The sequence below is a fragment of the Paenibacillus sp. GQ49 genome (assembly GCF_059759055.1).
On record NZ_JCAXEL010000025.1, the window covers coordinates 54407 to 69685 of the forward strand.

At 44.7% G+C, this 15279-nt stretch carries 14 protein-coding genes; 5 read left to right on the forward strand and 9 right to left on the reverse strand.

Annotated elements, in window-relative coordinates:
* Positions 1-105 precede the first annotated feature (105 nt).
* On the reverse strand, positions 106-1521 hold the full coding sequence (locus AC6CIF_RS28300; protein WP_498202401.1) for a sensor histidine kinase: 1416 nt from the start codon (positions 1519-1521) through the stop codon (positions 106-108).
* A gap of 477 nt (positions 1522-1998) precedes the next feature.
* On the opposite strand from AC6CIF_RS28300, the gene AC6CIF_RS28305 reads away from it, so the two are divergent.
* Positions 1999-2652: a phosphatase PAP2 family protein gene (locus AC6CIF_RS28305; protein WP_498202402.1), complete on the forward strand. Its 654-nt coding sequence runs from the start codon at positions 1999-2001 to the stop codon at positions 2650-2652.
* A 4-nt stretch (positions 2653-2656) separates the two neighbouring features.
* On the opposite strand, the gene AC6CIF_RS28310 is transcribed toward AC6CIF_RS28305, so the two are convergent.
* From AC6CIF_RS28310 to AC6CIF_RS28335, 6 genes are all read right to left on the reverse strand, one after another.
* Positions 2657-4168: an HD domain-containing phosphohydrolase gene (locus tag AC6CIF_RS28310; protein WP_133386881.1), complete on the reverse strand. Its 1512-nt coding sequence runs from the start codon at positions 4166-4168 to the stop codon at positions 2657-2659.
* Between the two features lie 191 nt (positions 4169-4359).
* A complete protein-coding gene (locus AC6CIF_RS28315; protein ID WP_498202403.1) occupies positions 4360-5343 on the reverse strand; it encodes an anti-sigma factor domain-containing protein in 984 nt (327 codons plus the stop codon).
* Complete coding sequence (locus AC6CIF_RS28320) at positions 5340-5936, reverse strand: RNA polymerase sigma factor (RefSeq protein WP_036607374.1); 597 nt, start codon at positions 5934-5936, stop codon at positions 5340-5342. Before AC6CIF_RS28320 ends, AC6CIF_RS28315 begins: the two co-directional genes overlap by 4 nt.
* A 967-nt stretch (positions 5937-6903) precedes the next feature.
* A complete protein-coding gene (locus AC6CIF_RS28325; RefSeq protein WP_076215587.1) occupies positions 6904-7215 on the reverse strand; it encodes a hypothetical protein in 312 nt (103 codons plus the stop codon).
* A 263-nt stretch (positions 7216-7478) separates the two neighbouring features.
* The gene (locus AC6CIF_RS28330; RefSeq protein WP_201028111.1) at positions 7479-7586 is read right to left on the reverse strand and encodes a sporulation protein YjcZ; all 108 of its coding nucleotides are present in this window, start codon (positions 7584-7586) and stop codon (positions 7479-7481) included.
* 43 nt (positions 7587-7629) lie between these two features.
* The gene (locus tag AC6CIF_RS28335; RefSeq protein ID WP_017690880.1) at positions 7630-7734 is read right to left on the reverse strand and encodes a hypothetical protein; all 105 of its coding nucleotides are present in this window, start codon (positions 7732-7734) and stop codon (positions 7630-7632) included.
* 410 nt (positions 7735-8144) lie between these two features.
* Here AC6CIF_RS28335 and AC6CIF_RS28340 point away from each other — a divergent pair, with 410 nt between their 5' ends.
* Positions 8145-9053 carry a hypothetical protein gene (locus AC6CIF_RS28340; RefSeq protein WP_498202405.1) on the forward strand — a complete coding sequence of 303 codons (909 nt, stop codon included), beginning with the start codon at positions 8145-8147 and terminating at the stop codon, positions 9051-9053.
* A 180-nt stretch (positions 9054-9233) separates the two neighbouring features.
* Here AC6CIF_RS28340 and AC6CIF_RS28345 read toward each other — a convergent pair whose 3' ends face one another.
* Positions 9234-9560 (reverse strand): MTH1187 family thiamine-binding protein, encoded by a 327-nt coding sequence (locus tag AC6CIF_RS28345; RefSeq protein ID WP_076215593.1) that lies wholly within the window; start codon positions 9558-9560, stop codon positions 9234-9236.
* 774 nt (positions 9561-10334) lie between these two features.
* Between AC6CIF_RS28345 and AC6CIF_RS28350 the strand changes: the two genes are divergently transcribed.
* From AC6CIF_RS28350 to AC6CIF_RS28360, 3 genes are all read left to right on the forward strand, one after another.
* Complete coding sequence (locus AC6CIF_RS28350; RefSeq protein ID WP_076215595.1) at positions 10335-12653, forward strand: ribonucleoside-diphosphate reductase subunit alpha; 2319 nt, start codon at positions 10335-10337, stop codon at positions 12651-12653.
* Between the two features lie 209 nt (positions 12654-12862).
* Positions 12863-13894: a ribonucleotide-diphosphate reductase subunit beta gene (locus AC6CIF_RS28355; RefSeq protein WP_036607380.1), complete on the forward strand. Its 1032-nt coding sequence runs from the start codon at positions 12863-12865 to the stop codon at positions 13892-13894.
* A 280-nt stretch (positions 13895-14174) separates the two neighbouring features.
* Positions 14175-14768 (forward strand): hypothetical protein, encoded by a 594-nt coding sequence (locus AC6CIF_RS28360; RefSeq protein WP_498202406.1) that lies wholly within the window; start codon positions 14175-14177, stop codon positions 14766-14768.
* Positions 14769-14774: 6 nt separating this feature from the next.
* Here the strand turns inward: AC6CIF_RS28360 and AC6CIF_RS28365 are convergent, their stop codons facing one another.
* Entirely contained in the window at positions 14775-14963 is a 189-nt protein-coding gene (locus tag AC6CIF_RS28365; RefSeq protein ID WP_498202407.1) for a hypothetical protein, read from the reverse strand.
* Positions 14964-15279: the final 316 nt, after the last annotated feature.

Below are 15279 nucleotides of genomic sequence, written 5' to 3' on the forward strand. Positions count from 1 at the left end.
TTAACGTTGACCGTCTTCTGTATGGGGATACACTCCTTAGACCGGGTCTCAAAAGCCGGTCGATGCTAGTTGTCATCCCAAATTCTACTCACGGCGCGAAGGTTGTCAACTCATTTTTTCACGGTCCAACGGAAGATAGAGATGGAAGGTGCTTCCTTTACCTTCAGTGCTCTCAAGTTCAATCGATCCCCCCAGTAATCTCGCTAAATCCCGACTGATCGACAGGCCTAGTCCGGTACCGCCAAATTTTCGACTAATCGACCCGTCAGCCTGCTGAAATGCTTCAAATATGGAATGATGCTTGTCCTCAGCAATGCCAATGCCTGTGTCCTGAACAGAGAAAATAAGCCATCGATTCTGAATACCTGCATTCTTAATCTGCTTGGTGCTTACGGTCAGCGTGACCTTCCCCCGGTGAGTGAACTTGATGGCATTGGACATCAGATTCCGCAAAATCTGTTGAACCCGCTGGGGATCAGACCAAAGCGTCTCGGGCAGTCCCTGTTTTTGGTCCAGAACCAACTGAATACCTTTTTTCTCGGCAACGAGCTGAAAGTGGCTCATGGCATCTTCTGTAAGTTGTGCGACACTGATATCCTCCAGTACAATATCCAGCCGCCCGGCTTCTACTTTGGAGAGATCCAGAATATCGTTAATGAGCGTGAGCAGTTCCTGCCCGGAGTGGTCGATCATATTGGCAAAACGTACAATATCCTCCTGATCCATCGTGTCGGCATTCTCGCTGATCATCTGGGCAAAGTTAATGACACTGTTCAGTGGTGTACGCAGTTCATGTGACATATTGGCGAGAAATTCGGATTTGTACTGTGAGGCAATCATCAATTGTTTTGCTCGATCCTCCAGTACAATCTGGGCTTTCTGTAACTCTTCCTTTTGCACAGACAATAGGCGGTTTGTACTTTGGATAAGCAAGATTCGATTCTGTTCATTCTGAAAATCACGTAAAATAAATGCAAAAATAAGACTTAACAAAATGCCTGTAGGAAGTGTGTAAGGCATAATATGTGAAAAGAAATATGTAGCCGGAATAACGCCAACGATTGCGATGTTTATACTGTTGACCACATTGACGATAACTGTAACAAGTATGCCTTTAATAATCAGCCTGTAGTTGCTGCGTCTCATCCATATATTCAAACCTGCACATATCACACCCAGAATAGACATGTTAAGTACTGCCGCCAATGTAGCATCCGTGATGCCAAAAGTCAGCCTCGACAGCCCAATTCCAATACCCACGATAATTACGCTATAAGGTTGTCTATACGTTAGAACGGCAACAATTAAAGGAACATAACGCAGATCAAAGACCACTTCATCGGTGAGTTGAAACCCAAAAACGGTGCTGATCCAACCTGCAAATATAAGGACAAGCACTGAACTGATCTGCTTCACTCGGGAAGAGGTACGTATTACGACATATTTATAGAACACACTAGCAAGATATGCAATGGTAATAAGCATCCCCATATTCAATACGAACATTTTTGAAAATTGCATTCACTCACTCCTGTTGTCCCGACTTTACTGGCCAAAGTGCCTTCGTCCGTATGTGTCTCTATCATATCATGCCCATTGAAGCTTCGGCATTCCTTCTTCGTCAAAAAAATACACAAAAATACACAATTCAGGATTCAATTTGTGCGCTGAACGTAGTAAAATATATTGTTGTTTAAATTTGAACTACTATATAGATTGAACTAAAGAATAATTACACTTGCCACTCCGATGACAGAACAACCTTCTGATCGCTGTTATCCCCAGATTTTTTCGATTCCCTTTTCTGAAAGGGAAAATCCGTGGATAAAGGCGAAGCATATGCTTCCGATGCAGCTTTCTTTCAGAAAGCTTTTAGCTCTGCTTCTTCAGGTTATTTCTGTCCTCTACGTTCTCGTGTAAATGAATGTATAGTGCAACTTATATAGATATTTGCTGGGGGCATGTTCGTCAGAACATGAATGAAAGGAGTAAGGTGTTGTGCAATTGTTAAAAAGCAAATCCTATTGGCTGTCATTGAGTTTGATGCTGTCTTTGGCCGTCATGGGGCTCTTCTATGATATTCTTAATAGTCCGGAACGCGGGTTCGCAGTACTTGATTCGCCGCTTGACCGGATCATTCCCTACGTGCCTGCCATGTCCATTCCATACTTAGGTTGGTACCCGTTTGTATTTGGTGTGCTCGCCTACCTGTGTGCCAAGGATCGACTGACGTATTACCGCGTCTTGTTATCCATGAATATCTGTGTTTGGATCTGTTACCTCATCTACTTTAACTTTCAGACCATGGTACCGCGCCCGGAACTGACGGGTACCGGCCTGGGAGCATCTGTTCTCGGATGGCTCTACAGCCAGGACCGCCCGTATAATTGTTTTCCAAGTATTCATTCTCTTCACTCTTATCTGGTTATGCGTGCCGTTCTCTCGGTTCCAAGCATCCGCAAACCCATCAAGATTTTGGTGGCCGCCGGGGCAGCAACCATTATTGTATCCACACTAATGATCAAACAACATGTGATCTATGACGCCTTGGGTGCAGTCATACTCGGCGAATGTGTTCTCACCATCATAACAGGCCTCGCTCTACACCGGAGACGCAGAAAAGAATCGAAGTGGACAGAGGGGATCAACTGATCCCTCACTTCGATGGTTTCTGAAGATGATGTTGTCTTCTCCATTCATCAATAAACAAACCTGCAAAATAGGGGTCCCATTGGGTCCCTTTTCCTTCTTCCAAAATCGTTAGCGCTTTCTCGTGACTCATCCCATTCCGATATGGTCGATCAGACGTCATGGCATCAAAGGCATCTGCTACTGCAATGATGCGGCCAAAAAGGGGAATATCATCACCAGCCATCCCATCCGGGTATCCTTTGCCATCATATCTCTCATGGTGAGATCGTACACCTGGCAGAAAGTCGGCCATGGCATCAATAGGCTCTATCTGCAACAAAATACTTTCTCCCTGCACGGGATGTGTGCGAATAATCGCGAATTCTTCATCGCTTAGTTTTCCATCCTTCAGCAGTACCTCATCAGGTATACCGATTTTCCCGATATCATGAAGCAGGGCTGATTTGTACAACAAATCCGCCTGTTCCTCATTCATTCCACTTAGCTTGCCAATCATCAGCGAATACTCCGCCACCCGCATGGAATGCCCTGCTGTGTACTTGTCTCTGGCATCTAATGCAGCTGCCAGCGTAGAAAAATAACTTTGCAACAGCTGCCGATTGCGTTCCTGTCTCATCTCCAGCCGATTAATCATCATATTGAAGCCAGAGATCAGTGCCGAAAATTCATCCGCATACAGATCCGGAGCTCGTCTGCCAAGATCTCCCCCCTGAATTCGGTTCATCTCATGTGTCAGTTCAGCAACTGGATCACGAACATCACGAATCAACAGCCAGCTTCCCACCAGCGCAAACCCCGCGCCCAGAACCACGATGAGAATTCCCCACAGAATGTACTCTTTCGCAAATTCACTGTCCATATACTGAAGCCGGATATATGTAGCCAGGAAAAATAGAAATAGAGGAAATAAACCGATCAGTGCCGTACTTAGCTGAAATTTACGTTGAATCGATACCAGAATGCGTCCTCCCAGTGAAGGCTCCATCCCATATTGGACTTTGCCTCGATGACGAATCTCAAGTAACAGGGGTCTAATCGCTCGCACCGTTAGGTAATACTCAATCAGCGCATGCATGATGGCAATCAGAAAGGCACACGCGGCGGCCACGACAATATACAAGTAAGGGAATTCAAGCCACCCTGTGGATATCATCCATATTGTTAATCCGGCTGCCGGAAGTGAGAAGCCAAGCATGTGCGGACCCATGATCCGATATATGGTCTGTCCCGGGAAACGATGAATTTTTTCATACATGTGGTTTAATTCGTCTCTCTCATGATGCTCGGAAGTGAAAAATTGTCTTATGGGGCCAAGCTGCACCCACAGCGTAATTAATTCAGCAACCAGCATGAACAAGAGTGAAATCAGTACAATGAAGATGAGTCGAACAAATTGAATATTGGGTATTTGCAGAGTAGATACCATAACTACTGTACCGACAACAAAAACAGCTGCCAGTGAACCGATCAGATAATTGCGTATCAGGCGAAAGATAAATGAACGGTATGCTTCCAACTGAACCCCTCACTCTCTATGTGCAACCAGTTCTCCCTTGAGACACAGGGAGATTAAGGGTATTGCCTTCTATTTGTTTATCGGTTGCTCCGACTAAAAAAATTAATAAAATCCAATGGGTGGGCACCAGAACTGGAAAACACAAAAAGGCTGCTCCACGACGGAGCAGCCTTTGCTGATATATCCTATATTTATCCTTTAATCTTGGCAGCCAGAATCATTGTACCGCGCGGCTCATCTCCCATTGCATCCGGTTCAAGCGTGATGGCAACCGTATCATAGTCGTTGGCCGAATCCAATGTGTAATATACCGCTCCCGTTCCGTCACGACTAAGGAAAGTACCCGCATTCTGAGGGGTATCTCCTTTGATCAACCAGACCTGAAAAGCCTCGTTGCCTTCCAGGTTCGGCAGGTTCTCAGCCTGCACAACCAGGTGAGTGCCTTTGCTGTCAATAACGATGGTTGCGAGACCCTGAGCTACAATGTCCTGCGTTGCAGGATTCAGCTTCACTGCCTCGCCAGTCTGCATGCCCTGTGCAGGTTCCAGAGCTGATGCCAGCTGCTCTTGCAGCTGTGCATTCTGTGCCTGTGCCTGTACCAGTTGCTCTTGTGTAGCCGACGAGCCCGCCGCTTGCTGCGTCAGCGAGTCGATCTTGCTCTGCAGCTGCGCCGTGTACACGCCCAGCAACAGTGCCGCGGCCGCAAGGCCGGCACTGGCTATGCGCCAGGCGCTGCTGCTGCGCACGCGCGCGCGCGCTTGTGGCTGCCATGGCTGTGCCTGGGCAGCCTCTTCCACCCGGGCCGCAGGCACCGCCGTTGCCGGCGGCAGGCCTGGCCCGGGCTGCGCCGCACGTTCGTGCTGCGGCGCAAGATCCTCCTGAAGCACCACGGGTGCTTCAGGCTCCGCAGGAGCAGCCGCTGGCTTCGCCTCGGCGCTCTCCTGCGCATGTCCGAGCACGTTGCCCAGCACACGTGCTCGCATGCCTGGCGGCGGTGCTACAGGTTCCGCCGCAAGTGGCAGGAAGCCAGTCACTTCCTGCAATTCCCTCACCTCTTGGCGGCAAGGTTCGCAAGTTGCCATATGCGCTTCAAACGCCGCCACTTCCTCTGCTTCCAGTCCGCCCAGCACATACATCGGTGCCAGATCAGACCACTCCTCATGTCGTTCTATCATGGATGTATGCCCTCCCTTCCCGCGTCCGGATGCAATTCAGCATCGGCCAGCAACTTTTGGAGCTGTCGCATGGCAAGCCTGACACGGCTCTTTACTGTACCCAGCGGAATCCCGAATCGGCTGGATACTTCCTGCTGGGTTAATCCCGCATAATAAATCGATTCTATAACTTGTTGCTGATCACCGTTCAATTGGGACAACGCCTCTTTAATCCGGGTGCCTTCCCATTTACGCTGCACTTCTTCTTCCGTGTTCGTATGTTCATCGGCATAGGCCGCCAGTGTCTCGTGTTCAACTGAAGTAGTCGCTGCCCCTTTTGATTTCCGCCTCAGCATGTCCACTGCAATGTTACGCGTAATCGCAAACATCCATGTGGTCAGCTTCCCCTGTGAGGCATCGTAACGTTCAGCATTATTCCAGACCCGCATAAAAAGTTCCTGAACGGTCTCTTCTGCCGTCATGGGATCACCAACGATCCGGTAGGCAAAAGAATACACCGCTCGCTCATAACGGTCATATAAAAGCTCCAGTGCGGAGGCATCACGTTCCGCGATCTGCCGCATTAACCTGCTGTCCTCCATCGATTCAGTCATGCGAGGGCCCCTTTCTGTTTCTTCCCTCTTATTATAACCTACGCAGAATCTTTTGAAGAGGATTACCCCTATGAAGAAATAGTTTGAAAAATTTTCTGTATGTTTTCAAACTAGCCACTCAACTTTCGTCTGAAAGAAAGCCCGTAAACATGTTGTTTTGCTTACGCTTTCCTTTTTATTGCAAATAATTACAGCCTGTGGTATACTATAAAAGTTGTATTAAACAACCTCATATGATTTCTGTCTTCTTTAAACCCCGGAATATTTTCTTCATGCTGCGACCGCAGCGAATTTTTAAGCACAACTAACCTATGAAGATTGAAGAACCTGAATCACAATAACCCGGTAGTACAGAGTTTCACAAGATGTTCCCATTCACACTGGCGCGGTCATCGGAGCCGCAAGGACAAAAGAGAGGTAGGGCTTTTGTTGTTTTGGATATCACTTATTCTTGAGAAGATTGAAAACATACACAAAGCACCCGGAATTGGGTTCCGGGTGTTTATCCATGTCTACATATTCAATTCAGCAACATCTACAGACAATCGCCCCCACCATTGAGAAAAGTCTTCCTTCCACTCACCAGACGCTAACGAATCATGCACACTTTATATTATGGATTTCTGTGCTATGTAAAATCTAACGAATCTCAGCCACGTTAATCCATGTCACTTCATGAATATAGGCTCCAAACATGCCCAGGTTCAGATAATAAGACGTCTACGATTCGTTAAACTTTTGAAATAGCAAAAATGCATGGAATAGCGCCTGTGGAGTTCGTTAAAGAAAGTAATCCCAACGTTCCTTCACTTCTAATAAAAAAGGGACACCGCAGGATGAAATCCTACGCCGTCCCTTTCTGAATCATAGGTACGTTCTGCCTCAACATGGAACTCAATCGGAGTTTATTTAGAGCACCTATCGCAACGATCCATGATCAGCAAAGTCTCCTTGCATTCACAAATCCTTAGATAAACATCGTTTTGGAGATGATAACCAGCAAGATGAACAGTACAAGGATCGTGCCCATGGAACCCCAGCTCCCGCCGCCATGACCATAGGATACCCCACAACCCTGGTGATAACCATGCATCATTGGAGCCTGATTGGCATGGTGTCCGTATCCATAGCCATATCCCATTGGCATTGTTCCACAACCATATCCATACCCATGCATTTCATGACCTGTGTATTGGTATCCTTGCATATGCTCATAACCTCCCGTATGTCCGTATACGTGTCCCTGTCCGTTCGGTGAATTCGGTTTTACTTCGCTCATTGTTCATTCCTCCTTAACATTTGCCTACACCCCTAAGCTATGTATTCAGCCTACCTCTGGACCGGGCTATCGCCCTCATTTTGACAAAATGGGCGTTTAGCCATGAGGTACCTTCCCCATTTTCGAAACATACTCAGTCATTCCATTTCTTGAATTGCACCATTTCTTCCGTTCAACCACGCGCTATCTTATCTTCCTGGCTCTACACCATGCTTGTCCTCTAGTAAAAAAACCCCACCGGTTGCCCGGCAGAGCTCGTCATATTATACCCAGAATGATTTAGTGATGATTACGAGAAGAATGAACAGAACCAGGATTGCTCCAGTCGATGTCCAGCCGCCGTATCCTACGCCTTCAACTACTTTGCTCATGCAGAACCCTCCTTTACGAATATATTAGGGTCCAAGTGGTTTATTAGATCAAGAATGCTTTAGAGATGATGACCAACAAGATAAAGAGAACCAAGATCGCGCCAGTCGATGTCCATGCGCCGCCGTATCCACCTACTACTCCACTCATGTAAACCCCTCCTTTGATTTGAGGTACAGTTCACTATATGCACCAATCACACATGGGACCGGGCTCAGGTCGAAAATGGGCTGTTTTTTTTCACCGACTATTCGCTAATTGCACCTACATAAAGGGTTAGTTCTTAAGTCGGAATGTTATGTTCAAATATGTTTAAGTCATACATAAATCCTACGGTTATATCAACCAAATGTATGTACTATCGCTCAAAATGGATACCCATACGGTATATTATTAGCTTTTAACTTGTTAAATACAAATAAATTACCTTTTTAGTAATTATGAATACTGAAATCTTTATTGTCTCAACAGAAGCAAAAGCTACGAAATACACTACATATAGTGGAGAAGGATTTTCTTTTGCATATCCTGAATCCTGGAAAAGCGTAGATACAAGTCAAATGAATGCTCCATCCATTAAAGCTGCTTTTTCAAACCAATCTTCATCAGCCACATTTGCAGATAATATGAATCTGACGATTGAGGCCAGCTCAAGCGGTTCAATCAATCCTGAAGAATACGCCAATAATATAGTTGATTATTACACACAAAACGGTTCAAGCATCGGCATTTCCGATTATACAAAAACCAGCTACACGAACAAGCCTTATAAAGAATATAGCGCTGGTGTCTTGGAAGGATCCTATAAGCATTCCTCTGGTACAGATGTTATCCTTGTGCAGTATCTGATTCCGACCAATACAGAACTCTATACCATGACGTTAACCTACGCCAAGGAAACTTATAATCAGGATGAGATCAAAGATATTCTTGATTCCCTAAGCATTACTGCTTCTCTGGAACAAACAGCACCAACTGCAACGACTGGAAATTCATCTGCCACAGCATCAGCTGCCGATTTCTTTAATGAGTTAACTCCGTACATTACGGAAGATACAGCCTTCATGGAGCAGGCTTCCTATGATTTCTTTGGCAAGCATAGCGATGTATTCCCTGCCAGCACAGCAGAACTCCGCAAAAAGGCGAAGGATCTCGTTGACACCAATGTGACGACCCGCCATCTGAATAAAAATGTGGCTAACTATTATGATCAATTCGTGCAAGTTAGCGGTGAAGTCATTTCAGTTGAGGAAGATAGCTCGCTCGGAGCAACCTTCTCTATCGTTCATGTCATGGATGAGAACGGAAACGATATTATAGCGTTATATCCTGCAACGACCGGAGATTTGCTTGATGGTGATTATGCCACGGTTATCGGTGCACCAATTACCAACTTCTCTTTTGAAAATGTTGGCGGTGGTTACACCAACGCCACTTTGATTGGAGCCTCATTGGTAGTTGCAGATTAATTGATGATAAATGTGTGTACACAAAGGACCAGCTTATGAACGCTAAGCTGGTCCTTTTTTGTCTTTCAGTTTATAAATGTCAGAAATTCACGTTAGCTACACAATATACACAATCTAAGCTTTAATTAATGACTTATAACATACTGAATAACCGAATATACGGATGTTTACACTAATCCATTAGTTAGGTCTCGCCTGATGTGACGTCAGTTTATCCTGAACCGATTGTAACTTCTGTATACTTGAGGCATCCGGTTTATCACGACGGTCGTCAATTTTGACGGATGTGGAAACACGCTGAGCTCCTGACAAAAACGGCGCTTCATGTAGAGCCGCAATTGCTGTAAAGATATCGTTAAGTGGTCCCTCAATAATGGTGCTCATGGAAGTTAACTGATATGTAATGCCCCGTTGATGTTCCAATACCTTTTGCATCTCCGCCACATAACTGCTTAGACTGGTTGTACCCGTTCCGATTGGAATTACAGTCACTTCTGCTATTGCCATTTTGCTCCGCCTCCTCTGGGCCCCGTGAACAACCGCTGCCGCTGATTTTAGTCGATTTTTGACTATTATTATTCTACCAGTTGAATGTGTTACAATTCAAACTGACGTGAAGACGTCATTCAAATTGTTCAAAATTTTTTTTGATAAATCTTCAAATCTTCCAGTCCTTTTCCTTTGCGGATTCCTGGCTTAAATGGTATACTCGGAATTACGTTTTACTGGTTCTGCCCACTTTACAAACACAATATGTTGGGTTACAGTATGTTGACAGCTACAAAATGTAGTAACACTAGATTTCTCCGCTTCTAATAGTCACCTTCTGCAATCTCGCGAAAAACAGGATGAAATCACCTCCAAAGGCACGTCCCTGTAGGTGTAAATCGCTTTCTCGAAACAGAGTTGACACGGAGGTTAACGGGGCTGTTTGGACTGCATCCGGTATCCTTAAACTACAGGCACATCTGCATATAGACAAAAGCTTACATAAGCACTCTTTTCTGTCGATATCCCGAAACTCCAAGACAGTAAGGAAGCCAGAGCATCCATGGGCATTTTCAGCCGCGAGGCGGGAGAATGCTTTTTATATGAGCATGTTCTGCATTGTGCTGCTTTGTGCTCCTCAAGTTGAGCGATTTAAGACATGAACTTGTCACCGCCGTTTCAGTCCGCAAAACGTAACCTATTTTCTTTTTCTCACCGTAAGAAGACACTCAATTCTTTATATAAAGAATTTCTCCAATTTATCTCTTAAACATGCGAAAGCGAGGAATATTCATGCCACAAGTTGTGACCAAGCCGAACAACCGCCAGCTTGCCTTTGATGATATGCGCATCTCGGTATATGCCGACCGTATTCTGGAAGGACTGGAAATGCTGGATAAGGAACGTCTGGTACGTGGGGTAAACAGCAAGCTCCGCCGTGATGAAGTTACCGGAGACGAAATCAGCAACGCTTTTATCATGAGCGCACTGGAATTGGTAACTAAAGAGGAGCCTAATTGGAAATTTGCAGCGGCACGCTCCCTGCTCACTTCCCTGTACAAAAAAGCGGCTACCAACCGCAGATACAAGTCTTACCCGGACGAGCCTTATGGCGCATTCCACCCCCTTCTTGTAGATCTCGTGAAAAAAGGCATCTACCGTGAAGAACTGCTGGAATGTTACACCAAAGAACAGATCGACGAACTTGCTGAGTGCATTGACTACCGCAACGACCTGCTCTTCGATTACATCGGCTTGCTCACACTGGCAGAACGTTACCTCGCACACGATTTTGATGGAAAAGTAATGGAATTGCCGCAAGAGCGTTATATGGTTATCGCCATGTTCCTAATGCACCAAGAGCCTGCCGAGAAACGTATGGATCTCGTCAAGGAAGCATACTGGGCAATGAGCAACATGTATATGACCGCAGCTACTCCTACGATGTCCAATGCAGGTAAAAAAGTAGCCGGTCAGCTCTCCAGCTGCTTCATTGATACGGTGGACGACTCACTCGAAGGTATCTTCGATTCCAACACGGATGTAGCTCGTCTGAGCAAAATGGGTGGCGGCATCGGCGTTTACCTCGGCAAAGTCAGAGCTCGTGGATCGGATATCCGTGGTCACCAAAATACAAGTTCCGGTGTAATCCCTTGGATTCGCCAACTGAATAATACAGCGGTCAGCGTAGACCAGCTCGGTACGCGTAAAGGTGCTATTGCCGTGTACTTGGACGTCTTCCACAAAGACATTCTGGCCTTCCTCGATCTGAAGCTGAACAACGGCGACGAGCGTATGCGTGCGCATGACGTATTCCACGGCATCTGTCTGCCTGACTTGTTCATGGAGCGGGTATCCACTCGTGGCGAATGGAGCCTGTTCTGTCCGCACGAAACAAAGAAAGTGATGGGCTGGAAGGACGAGAATGGTCGTGCACTCGGACTGGAAGATTTCTATGATGAGTCCTTTGGCGAAGGTGCGTTCCGTGATAAATACGAAGAAGCAGTGAATCACCCACTGCTGTCCCGGATTACAGTACAGGCGATTGACATCATGAAGCGCGTACTGAAATCCCAACTGGAGACAGGTACGCCATACATGTTCTACCGGGATACGGTTAACCGCTCGAATCCTAACCGTGCACACGGTATGGTATACTCCTCCAACCTGTGTACCGAAATTATGCAGAACCAGTCTGCCACTGTGATTGAAAAGGAAGAACTCGTAACCAAGGATGGACAAACTCGCATCGTGATTTCCAAAGTGCCTGGCGACTTTGTTGTCTGTAACCTGAACTCCATCCATCTGGCACGTGCTATACCTCATAATGTATTGGAACGTCTCATTCCAATTCAGGTGCGCATGCTGGACAACGTTATCGACATTAACAATATTGAAGTGCTGCAAGCTCAATATACCAACAGCCAATATCGCGCAGTCGGTCTGGGAACGTTTGGACTTCACCACCTGCTTGCTCTCGAAGGCATTCATTGGGAGTCTGACGAAGCTGTAGCGTATAACGATAATCTGTATGAAAAAATTAACTACCTGCTTGTGAAATCCAGTATGGAGCTGTCCAAAGAAAAAGGACATTATCCGAAATTCAAAGGTTCCGATTGGGAAAGTGGTCATTACTTCGATCAACGCGAGTACACATCAGGTGAGCGCGTAGGCGAGTTCGTGACAACCGAACAGTGGAAAGAACTACAAGCCGAAGTACGACAAAACGGTGTACGTAATGCCTGGTTGTTCGCCATTGCACCTAACGGTTCCACGTCCATTATTGCTGGTTCAACGGCTAGTATTGATCCGCTCTATGAGCTGTTATCTTATGAAGAGAAAACAACTTACAAAATTGCCAATCCGGCTCCGGATCTGTCCGAAAAAACAAGCCCTTATTACCAAACGGCGTTCCAGGTGGATCAACATGCTTCCATTAATATGGCGGCTGCCCGTCAGCGCCACGTCGATCAGGGACAAAGTTTCAACTTCTACGTTCGACCAGATATTAAAGCAACAGAATTCCTGGAATTGCATCTGCACGCCTGGAGAGCCGGCATGAAATCAACTTATTATGTTCGTAGCCGTGCATTAACGATTGAAGAATCTTGATTTTTGCGCAATTTACGCTTTATCCATGATAGAGAAGATTTACTAGATTCGAGGTGACCACCAGGGCATCCTGTTTTGATTGCAAAATGGCGTTGCCCTGGTTCTTTTTTGCCTAAAACACGATCACAGCATCGCAAGACGTTGATATAGATGATTCCCCAAAGTTCTGTCGGCAGAACATTATGAAATTTCAAGGAGTGAACGGAACAATGCAAGTACAGAAAATTTTCAACACCGAAGCCCCTAACCAATCAACCCGTATTATTGAAGGTGAATGCTCCGGTATCCTGAACTGGAACGACATTCGCATGCCTCATATGTACAAATTGTACAAAGTACTGCTGCTTAACCACTGGATCGCAGACGAGATTCCAATGTCCAAAGATGCTTCCCAGTTTGCTCAACTGGACGAGGAAGAACAACGTACATTCAAAATCAACATCTCCCTGCTCGCTGTACTTGATTCCATGCAGACGATGTTTGTTGGTGATGTAAAACGTTACTTTACCGATTCTTCACTCGAAGCGATCTCGGCCATTATCGGACAACAGGAAGTTGTTCATAACCAATCCTACTCCTACGTCCTGTCTTCGATCGTATCTGATCGGGAGCAAAAGGAAATTTTTGAATACTGGAAACATGATCCAGTCCTGCTTGACCGCAACCGTTTCATCGCAGACATCTACCAAACTTTCCGGGACGAGCCGTCTCCACAGACGTTCTTCCAGGCTATGGTAGCCGATCTGGTACTCGAAGGTATCTTCTTCTATAGTACGTTTGCCTTCTTCTACAATCTGGCCCGTGACCAGAAAATGATGGCAACCAGCCAGATGATCTCGTATATCCAGCGTGACGAAAATCAACACTGTTACTTCTTCGCTGAAGTGTACAAACAGTTGCTGGTGGACTTCCCTGAACTGAATACACCTGAGAACATGGACTACGTATACACAACCATCCATCGTGCTGTTGAGCTTGAAACCAACTGGGCACATTACACACTCAGCAACGTGCGCGGTATTGACCTGAACGAGTTGGAAGATTACATCAAGTACATCGCCAACAAACGTCTGCGTCTGATGGGTATGGAAAAAGCATATGAAGGTGTGGATGTAAACTGCATGCCTTGGATTAAGCCATTCTCCGATGAAGCATTGAATGCAACCAAAACCGACTTCTTCGAAGCTAAATCCCGTAACTACGGTAAAGTTGGCGACGATAACGGATTTGACGATTTGTAAGGTCAGCTAAATATAAAGGTACTCCTGCTCTTATATAAAAGCGGATGTTCATCCCTTGAATAAGGATAATCATCCGCTTTTTTCATGTGAATAGTATCAATTTGATATTTTTTATAATTCACTACAACAATTATTCATAAAAAGAGAAAACTTATCTATACGGAGTGATTACTCACTAGAGGCGTGCACAGTTAAGTTTCAGAGAATATATCCGTGGTTTGAAAGCGCTAAAAGTATAAACCACAAAAGATAGAAAACAACTAACAGAGGGGCGTTTCTTATGGGTCAGGAAAAGCCAGTAACCATTCCATTAAAAAATGGAGAAGAAGTTGTTTTTGAGGATATTATTGAACTTGAAAACAGCCAATTGAGAGAAATATTCAAATCATCACCCAAAAAAACTCAAGAAGAGTGGTTAAAAGCAGAAAATGGTATTAACATTTCTCTTACCCCAACTCAGAAATCTACTATTTTGAATTTTAAAAATAACTGTATCTCTGGCCTCACAGCAAGTGAAATAGTTGATAATGATGTTATTGAAGTTCTTCCACACGCTAAAAAACGTGTGAATTATAGACTTGAGGGGCATGACTCTGATACCCCGCTTAATAGAACTAAATTAATTAAACTAGCTCAAGCTATTATTGACGCAAATCAGGTAAAAAAAGCTCAATGGAAGGCAAGACGGACCCTAACATACACTTTCCTAACAACATACAACAACAAACCCATAGAAATGTCTCTGGCTTTTAAAGATACAATTGTTATTATCACGATCGTACTCTCTAAAGGCGGTCCTTCAAAAAAAGACCCAGGATTTACAATTGGAGATATCATAAATCACAAAAAAATAAGCAACCCATCAAATAGATAGGGCTGCTTATTCAATTATCTCATATTGCTTATAATCAAATTCTTTTAAGCCATTGTGTAGCATATATTCGTAAATATCAGCTAACTTTGCCTCTACGCTTGATCGTACGGTGTAATCAAATCCTGCCGATGAGAAATCATGTCTAATATGAGGTACGTTTATAATACGTAGTTGTCCTTTAAGTTCCACTTCCATTGGAACCTCGTCGAACTTTCTCATAATACCTTTTTTCCTTTCGAGTAATGGATGCATAAAAACACTACCCTTCTTTAGTCCTTTATTATATTCAACATATCAAGAAAATATACTACACAGATGCTTGTTCTTTGATCCAAATAATAAATTCTCTTATACATCATGAGTTGTTCCTAATTATTCTTTAAACTTAGCATAGTTAAAAATAACCGTCAAATAGAATTATATACTATTAATCAAAAAACACTGTTATCAATAAGTGATTATTTACAGTCAATATATTATTTAAAAACTTTACTTTTTTTTAATTTCTCCT